This is a genomic window from Coleofasciculus sp. (assembly GCF_046539235.1).
In the GTDB taxonomy this organism is placed as follows: domain Bacteria; phylum Cyanobacteriota; class Cyanobacteriia; order Cyanobacteriales; family Coleofasciculaceae; genus Coleofasciculus.
This window is the reverse complement of record NZ_JBKHHI010000202.1, coordinates 1-11,538: the sequence shown is the minus strand read 5'-3', so window position 1 is coordinate 11,538 and position 11,538 is coordinate 1. Positions and strand designations below refer to the sequence as shown.

Sequence of the window (11,538 nt, the reverse complement as noted above, 5' to 3'; positions counted from 1 at the left end):
CTAACCCCATCCAGCCCTTTGTCGCGGGTGTGGCTTACGGAAGCTATGCCCGGGTCTTACTGGCTCCAATTTTAGACCAACTCGATCAATACGATGAAGAAAATCAGGATATCAATTCCCAATCATTTCCCTTATCATCAAGGGCAAACCTGGAAAATGATCCGCCGCGGCTGGCACAAGCCGTAGGGATTGCCCATTCCTTGGTGTCTCAACTCAAGTCTGTGCCTAAGCCTGTTCAACCTGAACTCAGTAGGTTATGTCAATAGTCCTCAAACCCTTACATAAACAAAGGGCAAAGGACATAAGACAAAGGACGTAGCTTGCTTCTCGCGAAGCGAGTATGACAAACGACGAATGACGAATAACAAGCCTATGGTGAATGCCAACGGGATGAACCCATCCCCTTCCCAATCGTTATCCAATCAAGCATTATCTAACACCACCAATTTAGCTGGGATGCAGATTACTGAGGATCTCCAAAAATTACTCGCTATTTTACCAGAGGATATTCGCCAAATCCTGGAGCAACACCCCCATCGCGACAATTTAATTGAAGTGGTGATGGATTTGGGTCGTTTTCCTGAGGTGCGTTTCCCGTCTGGTGCCGAATATTTGTCCGAAACCCCCGTTACGGCGGAACAATTAAACTATTGTGTTGAACGAGTTGGGCATTTCAGTGGGGATAATCGAGCCGGACTGGAGAAAACCTTACACCGGATTAGCGCAATTCGCAATCGTCCCGGCGACATTATCGGGTTAACCTGTCGCGTCGGACGAGCGGTGTTTGGCACTATTGGTCTAATTCATGATCTGGTCGAACGGGGTCAATCAATTTTGATGTTGGGACGTCCAGGTGTGGGCAAAACCACGGCGTTGCGGGAAATTGCCCGGGTGCTGGCTGATGATCTGCAAAAACGGGTGGTAATTATTGATACCTCCAATGAAATTGCTGGTGATGGCGATATTCCCCATCCTGCCATTGGCAGAGCGAGACGGATGCAGGTATCACGTCCAGAACTTCAGCATCAGGTGATGATTGAAGCGGTGGAAAATCACATGCCCGAAGTGATTGTGATTGATGAAATTGGCACCGAACTCGAAGCCCTCGCCGCCCGCACAATCGCGGAACGGGGGGTGCAGTTGGTGGGAACAGCCCATGGAAACCAAATCGAGAATTTGATTAAAAATCCTACGCTCTCTGATTTAGTCGGTGGGATTCAAGCCGTAACTCTGGGTGATGATGAAGCCAGACGTCGGGGTTCTCAAAAAACGGTATTGGAACGCAAAGCACCGCCCACGTTTGAGATTGCTGTGGAAATGCTGGAGCGTCAGCGCTGGGTAGTGCATGAGAGTGTGGCGGATACCGTGGATGCGCTACTGCGGGGACGCCAACCGAATCCCCAAGTGCGGACGGTGGATGAGCAGAATAAGGTAATTATTACCCGTGAATTCCCCGATGCACCCGCACCCCTGGAGCGCCACACCCAGTCCGGGTTAGTGGCGAAACCCAGTGGCTGGCGTTCGTCGGGACAGATGCAGCCACTATCACGTTCCTCATCATCGGCTTCGGCTCAAACCAGTTATTTTGATCAGCTGCTCCATGACTCTTGGCAACAACCCAACTCCGTTGGCGAGGTTGTAGACACGATTGGACCCAATGGTGAAGATTTGCCCCTCCATGTCTATCCTTATGGGGTGAGTCGCCATCAAATTGAGCAGGTGATTCGGGTGCTAAATTTACCCGTTGTCTTAACCAAGGACATGGATAGTGCCGATGCCATTTTAGGCTTGCGATCGCATGTTAAAAGTCACTCGAAACTGCGCTCGATTGCTCGCTCCCGGCAAATTCCGATTCATGCGGTTAAAGCCAGCACCGTTCCCCAAGTGAGTCGCGCCCTGCGGCGGATGTTGGATATGGATGATCCTGGAGTTCCCGATGCAGCAGATTTGCGGTTGTTTACCCAAAGTGGAAGTGATGATGAGATTGAGGCGCTAGAAGAAGCACGGTTAGCCGTCGAGCAAATCGTGATTCCTAATGGACAGCCCGTCGAATTATTGCCGCGATCGCCAAAAGTGCGAAAGATGCAGCACGAACTGGTGGAACACTATCGCCTCAAGTCCGATAGTTTTGGCGATGAACCCAATCGCCGCTTGCGAATCTACCCCGCTTGATGGCAAGGGGTAGGGGTGTGGCAAGAGGATAACCTGTAGAGTAGCTCACGAGACTCTTGCTTCACCCGTTCTTCCATCACTGCTTGCTGTAATTGGATGAACGCGGTAAAGTCTTCCCAGTCGTACTTGTTGGCTAAAAGTTGACGCAATTGATCTTCAGCTTGTAGGCTCAGGTAGCCAGTCCTTTCCGCTTCTTGAACAATTTCGCGAATTAATCTCATTAGTGAATCTCCAGTGTTAATCGGTAGGTTAAAGTTGTGCCAGGTTCTATGGCGAGTTATCTTCAGCTATAGTTACCCCTAGATATAAATCTCCAGTAGAGCGTTGCTCTTATATCATGTCCCTACGATTGCCCATAATTGCAATGCTGCAATAACAGGGGTTTCAGGCGTTTTTATTAGGGGTGTTTGACCGGACATGATATTACTGGGTCTGGCGGTATGGTGACAACTCGACATGCTGTCAAATTTTTTTCTTTACAAAAAAAGACAAATTTAGTTTAACCCTTGGACAGAAATCCTCCTAACCTGAAGATATGTAAAAGCTACGTTCCCCTGATTAATGCAGCCAATGCCTTATTGTAGGGGATTTAAGCGTAATATAAAGATTATATTAACTTTTTCACCCTTGACGAACGAGTTAAATAATCTTAGCTTATCTTAATACTTGTTTATATATTGGCAGTCCGCCGCGTAAATTGAGCCTTCTGTTCCCTGAGATCAGGAGAAATTAGCCAATTTTCCAAAATCTCTTGACATATTCCCAGCCACAACTGCTAATATAAGCAAGGTACACACAATGGGGTGTAGCCAAGCGGTAAGGCAGCGGGTTTTGGTCCCGCCATTCCCAGGTTCGAATCCTGGCACCCCAGTCGCATCTACCCGAAAAAATAATTTGATTAATCGATTCGGCGGAATTCCTCACTCTCTTACAGGGTGGGGATTAATAGTTGGATTAATGTAGGGGCTGCTGAATAAGTCTTGTGGTGGGGGTAGGGAGCAGGGGAGATGGGGGAGATGGAAGACAACATTTCTATAACCCATTACCCTATTGCCTATTGCCTATTGCCTATTGCCTATTGCCTAGCGCTTAGCGCTATATTTGGATTTAGATTTTGACTTAGATTTAGATTTCGATGGCTCCAGCCAATCCTGAGTCCCAACACTAATCACGGTTTGAATCTGCATCTTGATCCCTTCAGTTTGCGCGGCTGCCAATAGATGCTTCATTCCCACTGGTTCTGAGGCTTCAGCGGCGAGAAAGGCTGCTGCCAAAGCAATATTGTGGATACTGCCTCCGGAAACAGCCAGCCGCGCTAACTTCTCAAAATCCAATCGTCGGGTAGGAGTAGATTTGGGAAAGACGCGCTGCCAAATCTGCTCTCGTTGCATTGCATCTGGGAAAGGAAATTCCAGCACAAAGCGCAATCGTCGCTCAAAAGCTGAATCAATCGAGTCTCTTAAGTTGGTTGTGAGAATCGCCAACCCTTGATAATTTTCTAAGCGTTGGAGTAGATAACTGACTTCTTGGTTAGCATAGCGATCGCGGGCGTCTTTAACTTGACCCCGTTTGGCAAATAAAGAGTCGGCTTCGTCGAATAATAAGACTACACCGCCGACTTCAGCCGCGTCAAAGATTTGAGCTAGGTTTTTCTCCGTTTCGCCGATATACTTACTCACAACCGCACTCAAATCGATGCGGTACAGGTCGAGGTGCAGTTCTTTGGCAATGATTTCAGCAGCAGTGGTTTTACCTGTACCACTTTGACCATAGAATAACGCTGTTAGTCCCAGTCCCCGACTCTGTTTTCCCCCCATTCCCCAATCCTGGTAGACTTTGGCGCGTTGGCGGGTGTGGGCGACAATTTCCTTCAGGGTTTTGAGTTGGGATTCTGGCAGAATCAGGTCATCCCACGTCATTGGCGTTTCAATGCGTTGGGCGAGTGCATCTAGGCGGGGACGGGCTTGATGGCGGCTAGTATTCCACAGGGTTGTTCCTAAGTTGGTGTGACCATTGCGGTTAACCTGATGGATGGCTTGGGTACAGACGGAGTGAATCGCACTTTGGCTGAGATTGAATTGGGCGATTAAGTGATTAACCTCGCCATTGAGTTCGCTTCCTTTGTCTGCTAGATAAGTGAAAAATAGGGAACGCTGTTCTTGGAGAGTGAGTTTGGGTATATCGTAGGTGGTTAGGGAGCGTTCTGTTACGGGAAGTCGCTGTTGACTACTCAGGATTACAGGCGTATTGATTTCAGCAATAAATTGAGAAATCAGGGATACTCCCAGTGCATCTGACATGTTCAGAGAGTCACATTCGAGGCACAATACGCAATTGGTTAAGATAGCTTCCCGTTCCCAGCGTCGCCGTAATTGATGCAGTTGGGTGGATTCTGAGGGGAGTACCGCCGCTGACATGCGACGGATAGAACAGCCAAATAATGTTGTGGCTTCAGCGGCAATGCGGCGTTTTGTGGTCAAATCTGAGCCAGACAATTCGATAATTGGCAGTTTTGAGGTGAGGGTAGATTCAGACCAAGCCGAAGCAATTATCTGGGCGATTTGCTGATGAGATGGGGGAAGGGCTAATTCTCCGGTTAAGCCCAGATCCAGGGGTTTAACTCGCTCATCAAGTTGAGCATCGATGCTGGGTTCGCCTAAAAGATAGCAGAGGATACGGGAGTCAATTCTTAGGGGCGATTGGGTTAAGGTTACACCGGGAGCGATTTCAATTAGTTGCCAGTATTGTAAGGGGGATTGTCGTCCTAGGACACTTAAGCTGATGTTGGGTAAGACAGATAAGGCTAAACTCAGGGTCGGGTAATTATTCTGGGAGTCGCCACTGGCTTGGCGACAGAGTAAGGGAAAATCCGGGTCGAGTTCCATGCCTACACATAGGAGGAGGATATCGCGATCGCAAGCAGATAAGCCGAATTGGGTGCAGAGGATATCCAAGGCAAAGGGAATCGCCGAGTTGGGCGTTTCCGGTGGGGGGAGATTGGGGTTTGGGTCAGTTGTCTGATTCTGTTTGTGGGAAATATAGCATTCAAGATGACGATAAACTCGGTTAACCGATGTGATCAAATATTGATAATTGGCTTTGTACCAATCTATTGCTGTAGAAGTCATAGAATGGGTAGAACCCCTGAATTGGAAGTCGAATTTGTCCGATATAATTTTTATATACAGCATATAGTTTTGTTGAATTAATTGCAAGTTATATAGTCATCAGATTATGCAAGAAGCTCAACAGCAGAAATCTGCGTTTATTCCACCCACTCCTGCGCCCAAAGATAGTGCTACAGGGTTTACACCACCGCGATTTCCTGTACAGGCACAAGCCAAACAACCGTCGGCTTCTGGAAAGGTGACTCGCGCTTATTCGAGTTATGAGAAAGATTTGATTCAGGCAAAGCTGCTTCAGGGGATGGATGAGGCGATTCAAAAGCAGGCGCAAGCGGAAGCCATCCAGTCGAAAGATGCCCACGGTGAAGCCGAGGATGGGGTGCAACTCAAAGACGATGGGGAGTCGGTACAACAAAAGTCACCCCAAGACATTGCCGCTGATGGGTTTAGGGGAACACCGAGACAATTACCACATCTGGATAAGATCCAACAGTCCTTTGGTCAAGACTTATCCCATGTTCAAGCCTATATGGGTAAAGAGGCGGCGGCGGCATCTCAGAAGTTGGGGGCGGCGGCTTATACCTCTGGAAATCGGATTGCCTTTGCTAAGACTCCGAGTGTCGGATTGGCAGCCCATGAAGCGGCGCATGTCATGCAGCAACAATCTGGGAAAGTGCAACTTTCTGGTGGGATGGGACAGGTGGGGGATAAATATGAACAGCACGCCGATGCGGTAGCCGATGCCGTAGTAGCCAGGAAATCGGCTGAACCATTACCATTATTAGAAGAGTATACAGAAGACACTATGATCGCGAGTTTGATGCCTTCTGTGATGGCGAAAGCTCAAAGGGTGTCTTTTCCTCTGTCGGACAAGGAGGAGCTTCAAGCTGCCTGTTTAGGGGGAAGTTGTCCTCCTTTGCCGGAACCAGAGATCCCAGAGCTAACTAATAGGCACTATTATATAAAAGGAAGAGCAAGAGGGACAGAAGCTGCTCCAGGAACAATTGAGTGGACTAATGGGTTGGCAGCTAGTTATGCATTGAATGTGGCTAGAGGAAAACCAGATGCTCCAATCGTCGGGCTTCCTAACGACATGAACATTTGGGACTTTAAAAAACAATGGGTACGTGGATATCTAGAGGTGATTGAACAAGCCGCAACTACTTTCAAGCTTCCTAGTATTCTAGTAGCAGGAATTGCTTTTAGAGAAGTGGGAGGTGATCCCCCTATTTCTGATCCATTAGCATACGGATGGCGTTATAGTACTCGGATTAGTCGAGAATATGCTCTCAGGACTTCTTATGGTAATTTGAGTATTCAGATTAGGAGAGCAATGGAAAGTTTAGGATATGATTCTGCGCTTACCACTGGAACACAACTGCAAGCTATTCGTGAGTCCTTGCTAGAACCTCGACAAAATATATTTATTGCTGCCCAACATATGTCCGACCTAAGAAATATAGATTTTCCGGGTAAGAAAGCTGCCGATTTAACTAGAGACGATATAATGGTTATTGCTGCAAGATATCATGCTGGTCCGGAACTAACGAGAGAGGAACTTCATCCCTATGTAAGAGGATATGGCCAAAGGATTTTGCTTGATGCGGAAGAATATTTATCTGATCTATTTTAGAATTGATCGCTCACAATAAAAATTGTGAGCTAGGCATAGATAGGCGTTTTCATGTTATTTATTTTTTTGGCTCCTTTTTTTTATTTATCTTTGCTCATAATATATACAATTAAAATAGATGAAATACGCGGTAAAAAAATAAAAACAATATCGACAATATTACTGACAGAAATAGCTATATTTTTTAGTTATTTGAGTAATGCGTTTGGGGTAGAGGTACGACTAGAAGAAGAGTATCGTTTTGATCCTAATTTTCATATTGATCCTAGACTGGATATCGCTCGAGATTTTGCAGCGATCAGCGTGTTTTTATCTATGTTATCAATCTTTTTGTGTTTGGTGATTTTACCTCAAAATCGACGAATAATACGTTGGATAATAACGCTCACGGCTATAGCCTCATTAAGAATTAGTGCTTATCGACTAGCAGAAGCTATGTGGCTCTCCCGTACTTGAGGTGATAATTCTGTTTCTGGGAAATGTAGCATTCAAGAACTCGTGGTTATCGGGGTTGGTCAGGAGGAACAAGCGGATGGGTGATAGCCCTAGACGAGAGTGGTCAACGAATTAGTTTACCTGATTATTTGAAAGTTAAATATGAGGGATTCAGGCAGGGACGAGATTACTTTGAGTCCTTGGAAGGACATGAAACAGAATTATACGGAAAAAAACTAAGTCTCGCACCCGGCTATCTTGACGATACTATGACTTGGGGTGGGTCGGCAGATCTCACCTATAACGACCAAACGAAACAACTAACTTATGGAAGTAAACGTGCACGTGCAATCATAAATGTCCGTCCGGGTGTTGACAAGATACACTGTGGTATGACTTATGCCCTACGACTTCCTGATTTTCCTCATCCTGGGGGTAATCAATATGGAAACTATGCTACAGTCTGGTTTAGAGTTTACGGGGGACCCCAAGGAGATGAATACTTACACCGTGGACGTGGTTCAGCGGGGTGTATAACAGTTACTGATAATGTTTGGCCGGATATTTATAGATATCTAATTAACAAACGCCGAGGTGTCCATTTTGTAGGAACAATTTCACGGATAAACTGTCGTGGAAACTAACAATCTGCGCTGAGGTCAGTTGATATAATGAGACGGCTAGCATCTCTAGTAAATTGAGGAAAATGACTGATCTGAATGAGATGAATTATACAGTGCATCGGATTGCGACTTATTCTTACTAATTTGAGCTAAAATTATTTGGTAAACTTAGTCAAAATCCATATTAAAGTCTAGTTTTGAAAACCAGCATGCTCCTAACCTCAAACAAAAAGTTTGTTCAAATAATTTTTTTGATGTTTTTAGGTCTTGCTCTTTCCGCTTTAATTTCCTGTAGTCCGCGAGAGCAGAGGCTAATCTCAAACAATTCCTTGGAGTCAGTTGACTCACCAACTCTATCACCGGGAGAAAGTCAAGAAACAAATCAATTGCTTCCGATTATTCAGCATGATAAATATGGTTATATAAACTCAACGGGGCAGATTATTGTTAAACCCCAGTTTGATGAAGCTGGGTTTTTCTCTGAAGGGCTAGCATGGGTCAGAATTGGGGGGAAGAATGGCTTCATTGACACAACGGGACAGATTATTATTGAACCGCAGTTTGATAGTGCTTCTTCCTTTTCCGAAGGACTAGCTGCTGTAGGTATTGGTGGTAAGATAGGCTATATTAACAAGACTGGCAAACTGGTTATCCCACCACAATTTGATACAACGTATCGGTTTTCCGAAGGGCTAGCTAGTGTCGCGATTAATGGTAAGTGGGGCTATATCGATAAGACGGGCAAGATAATTATCCAACCGCAGTTTCATAAAGCTAGAGACTTTTCCGAAGGACTGGCATTAGTCAGGCTTGGCAAACAATCAGGTTATATCGACCAAAGGGGGCAGTTTGTTATTGAGTCACCTTTGAGTTTAGATAGAAGTTTCTCCGAAGGTTTGGCAGTGGTGAGATCGGGTGTCGAGTGGGGCTATATCGACAAGACTGGACAAATCGCTATTGATTTACAGTTTAGACAGGCTTTTGATTTCTCTGAAGGGTTAGCTGTCGTAGTCACAGGTCCACCTGTTCGGGAAGGACCACTAGAAATGGCCGATCTGACTTGGGGCTATGTTGATAAAACAGGTCAGATGGTGATTAAAACGGAGTTTGATGAAGTCAAAGACTTTTCTGAAGGGCTAGCTGCTGTAGCCGTGGGTGAAAAGTGGGGCTATATTAATAAAAGTGGGCAGATCATAATCGAGCCTCAATTTGATTTTGCCAGTGAATTTTCCCAAGGATTGGCATGGGTGACAATTGACAGCAAGCCAGGTTATATCGATAACACAGGAAGGTACATTTGGACTCCCACGAACTGATTTATCGAGTTGACACAGTATAGCCAGTAAAGGAGTAATGGCTGAAGGGGTGACAAGCAGCTCAAGCGCTTGACAGACAGAGCATTTCACCTTTTCAGGGTTGGGCGACAGAGTAAGGGAAAATCCGGGTCGAGTTCCATGCCTACACATAGGAGGAGGATATCGCGATCGCAAGCAGATAAGCCGAATTGGGTGCAGAGGATATCCAAGGCAAAGGGAATCGCCGAGTTGGGCGTTTCCGGTGGGGGGAGATTGGGGTTTGGGTCAGTTGTCTGATTCTGTTTGTGGGAAATATAGCATTCAAGATGACGATAAACTCGGTTAACCGATGTGATCAAATATTGATAATTGGCTTTGTACCAATCTATTGCTGTAGAAGTCATAGAATGGGTAGAACCCCTGAATTGGAAGTCGAATTTGTCCGATATAATTTTTATATACAGCATATAGTTTTGTTGAATTAATTGCAAGTTATATAGTCATCAGATTATGCAAGAAGCTCAACAGCAGAAATCTGCGTTTATTCCACCCACTCCTGCGCCCAAAGATAGTGCTACAGGGTTTACACCACCGCGATTTCCTGTACAGGCACAAGCCAAACAACCGTCGGCTTCTGGAAAGGTGACTCGCGCTTATTCGAGTTATGAGAAAGATTTGATTCAGGCAAAGCTGCTTCAGGGGATGGATGAGGCGATTCAAAAGCAGGCGCAAGCGGAAGCCATCCAGTCGAAAGATGCCCACGGTGAAGCCGAGGATGGGGTGCAACTCAAAGACGATGGGGAGTCGGTACAACAAAAGTCACCCCAAGACATTGCCGCTGATGGGTTTAGGGGAACACCGAGACAATTACCACATCTGGATAAGATCCAACAGTCCTTTGGTCAAGACTTATCCCATGTTCAAGCCTATATGGGTAAAGAGGCGGCGGCGGCATCTCAGAAGTTGGGGGCGGCGGCTTATACCTCTGGAAATCGGATTGCCTTTGCTAAGACTCCGAGTGTCGGATTGGCAGCCCATGAAGCGGCGCATGTCATGCAGCAACAATCTGGGAAAGTGCAACTTTCTGGTGGGATGGGACAGGTGGGGGATAAATATGAACAGCACGCCGATGCGGTAGCCGATGCCGTGGTAGCGAGGAAATCGGCTGAACCTTTATTAGGAGAGTATACAGGAGACACTGCGATCGCGCCGTCGATGCCTTCGGTAATGGCACAAGCCGAAAATGCACCGCGACAACCGAGTGCGATCGGGCAAGATGTTTGGGCATCCGCAGAGGTCAAATTGATTGATGAGAGAAATTTTGGCAGTGCTTTGGCGGGAAGAGGCGGAAACTTAGGCAGTGAGGGAACCTATTACATTAATCCCAGAATCTCTGCCACATTGGGCGCAAACCAAGGCAAATTCCAAGGAACACCACGATTGTTTCTCGGTGACAAAACCGTTGGTAGCCACGTTCGGTTAATGGTTTCCAACCCACAAACAGAGCAAAGAGTTTTCGGGGGAGGACATGAAGGATACAAGTTTACTGCCACCTACACCTTAAAGAATGCTAAAACCTGGGAAACACCTAACATGAATTTCAACTTTGGTGTCCATAATCGTCGGCAACTCGAGGCAAGTCTCGGTGCTTCTGGAAGCTTGCCAATTAAAAAACTGCTTCCTGTAGAAGCAAATGCCAATATTGGCACTAATTTCAGCAGTGAACAGGATTTTAAGGCAAATATTGAAGAGTTTTCTTTAGGCGGAACCAACAGCTACTATGCTCACACGCATAAGATTTCTCTGTACATAAGTTCTGCGGGGAATGCAGGTGGAGAAGAAATTGAATCCGGAGGTGATGGAAATCATACTCCAGACGGCGTTTATGTCTCTCAAAAAGTTGAGAGTAAGAACGTTGAGGCTGATGATGGTAGCCATAGCTATATCACGTACCATGACAAACCGAGAGTAAATATGCCCTTACAAAAATAAAATAAAAATGAGGAATTAAACCTAAAATGAAACCTCGAACAAGAATCAATGTCGTAGTAGTGTTAACTACTATAACAATGGCGAGTTGTTCAGGAGAACACATTCCCTTTATCGGACAGTCTCGCCCTCAGCCAATCCCTCCGCCGGAACCGATTAATTGTCCAGAAATACCAACGGTTGAGAAAATACCAAATACTCCGGTCTCTGGTCAAGTTTATGGGCGCGAGTTTTCCTTAGACAAGTCAGATATTTCGTTTCCTAAA

Annotated in this window: 10 protein-coding genes, 1 tRNA gene and 1 pseudogene; 9 read left to right on the top strand and 3 right to left on the bottom strand. The window is 46.0% G+C overall.

All coding sequences use genetic code 11. The annotated features are described in order from the left end of the window. Positions 1–266, top strand: a 266-nt coding sequence (locus tag ACLFWI_RS17665; protein ID WP_446414002.1) for a Light dependent period protein LdpA domain-containing protein, incomplete at its 5' end; no start/stop codon positions are given. A 190-nt stretch (positions 267–456) separates the two neighbouring features. Next, positions 457–2,172: a R3H domain-containing nucleic acid-binding protein gene (locus tag ACLFWI_RS17660; RefSeq protein WP_446414003.1), complete on the top strand. Its 1,716-nt coding sequence runs from the start codon at positions 457–459 to the stop codon at positions 2,170–2,172. Here the strand turns inward: ACLFWI_RS17660 and ACLFWI_RS17655 are convergent. Next, on the bottom strand, positions 2,160–2,393 hold the full coding sequence (locus ACLFWI_RS17655; RefSeq protein ID WP_446414001.1) for a hypothetical protein: 234 nt from the start codon (positions 2,391–2,393) through the stop codon (positions 2,160–2,162). The genes ACLFWI_RS17660 and ACLFWI_RS17655 overlap by 13 nt on opposite strands. Positions 2,394–2,971: 578 nt before the next feature. Here ACLFWI_RS17655 and ACLFWI_RS17650 point away from each other — a divergent pair. Beyond that, positions 2,972–3,043, top strand: a tRNA-Gln gene (locus tag ACLFWI_RS17650). A gap of 211 nt (positions 3,044–3,254) precedes the next feature. Here the strand turns inward: ACLFWI_RS17650 and ACLFWI_RS17645 are convergent. Further along, positions 3,255–5,300 (bottom strand): ATP-binding protein, encoded by a 2,046-nt coding sequence (locus ACLFWI_RS17645; protein ID WP_446414000.1) that lies wholly within the window; start codon positions 5,298–5,300, stop codon positions 3,255–3,257. Between the two features lie 106 nt (positions 5,301–5,406). Here ACLFWI_RS17645 and ACLFWI_RS17640 point away from each other — a divergent pair, with 106 nt between their 5' ends. From ACLFWI_RS17640 to ACLFWI_RS17625, 4 genes are all read left to right on the top strand, one after another. After that, positions 5,407–6,930: an eCIS core domain-containing protein gene (locus ACLFWI_RS17640; protein WP_446413999.1), complete on the top strand. Its 1,524-nt coding sequence runs from the start codon at positions 5,407–5,409 to the stop codon at positions 6,928–6,930. Between the two features lie 51 nt (positions 6,931–6,981). Beyond that, positions 6,982–7,386, top strand: a complete 405-nt coding sequence (locus tag ACLFWI_RS17635) for a hypothetical protein (protein ID WP_446413998.1) — start codon at positions 6,982–6,984, stop codon at positions 7,384–7,386. Between the two features lie 378 nt (positions 7,387–7,764). Continuing rightward, complete coding sequence (locus ACLFWI_RS17630; protein ID WP_446413997.1) at positions 7,765–7,902, top strand: hypothetical protein; 138 nt, start codon at positions 7,765–7,767, stop codon at positions 7,900–7,902. A gap of 415 nt (positions 7,903–8,317) precedes the next feature. After that, positions 8,318–9,304, top strand: a complete 987-nt coding sequence (locus ACLFWI_RS17625) for a WG repeat-containing protein (protein WP_446413996.1) — start codon at positions 8,318–8,320, stop codon at positions 9,302–9,304. An 86-nt stretch (positions 9,305–9,390) separates the two neighbouring features. Here ACLFWI_RS17625 and ACLFWI_RS17620 read toward each other — a convergent pair whose 3' ends face one another. Beyond that, positions 9,391–9,687, bottom strand: coding sequence for a hypothetical protein (locus ACLFWI_RS17620; protein ID WP_446413995.1), 297 nt, complete (start codon positions 9,685–9,687; stop codon positions 9,391–9,393). A gap of 106 nt (positions 9,688–9,793) precedes the next feature. Between ACLFWI_RS17620 and ACLFWI_RS17615 the strand changes: the two genes are divergently transcribed. Both ACLFWI_RS17615 and ACLFWI_RS17610 read left to right on the top strand, forming a co-directional pair. After that, the gene (locus tag ACLFWI_RS17615; RefSeq protein WP_446413994.1) at positions 9,794–11,275 is read left to right on the top strand and encodes an eCIS core domain-containing protein; all 1,482 of its coding nucleotides are present in this window, start codon (positions 9,794–9,796) and stop codon (positions 11,273–11,275) included. Between the two features lie 77 nt (positions 11,276–11,352). After that, positions 11,353–11,538 (top strand): annotated as a pseudogene (locus tag ACLFWI_RS17610) (hypothetical protein); the annotation flags it as partial.

Excerpts from the sequence above, each read along its gene's own strand:
- ACLFWI_RS17660 (WP_446414003.1), top strand. The coding sequence starts at position 457 with ATGCAGATTACTGAGGATCTCCAAAAATTACTCGCTATTTTACCAGAG.
- ACLFWI_RS17655 (WP_446414001.1), bottom strand. The coding sequence starts at position 2,393 with ATGAGATTAATTCGCGAAATTGTTCAAGAAGCGGAAAGGACTGGCTAC.
- ACLFWI_RS17645 (WP_446414000.1), bottom strand. The coding sequence starts at position 5,300 with ATGACTTCTACAGCAATAGATTGGTACAAAGCCAATTATCAATATTTG.
- ACLFWI_RS17640 (WP_446413999.1), top strand. The coding sequence starts at position 5,407 with ATGCAAGAAGCTCAACAGCAGAAATCTGCGTTTATTCCACCCACTCCT.
- ACLFWI_RS17635 (WP_446413998.1), top strand. The coding sequence starts at position 6,982 with ATGTTATTTATTTTTTTGGCTCCTTTTTTTTATTTATCTTTGCTCATA.
- ACLFWI_RS17630 (WP_446413997.1), top strand. The coding sequence starts at position 7,765 with ATGCCCTACGACTTCCTGATTTTCCTCATCCTGGGGGTAATCAATATG.
- ACLFWI_RS17620 (WP_446413995.1), bottom strand. The coding sequence starts at position 9,687 with ATGACTTCTACAGCAATAGATTGGTACAAAGCCAATTATCAATATTTG.
- ACLFWI_RS17615 (WP_446413994.1), top strand. The coding sequence starts at position 9,794 with ATGCAAGAAGCTCAACAGCAGAAATCTGCGTTTATTCCACCCACTCCT.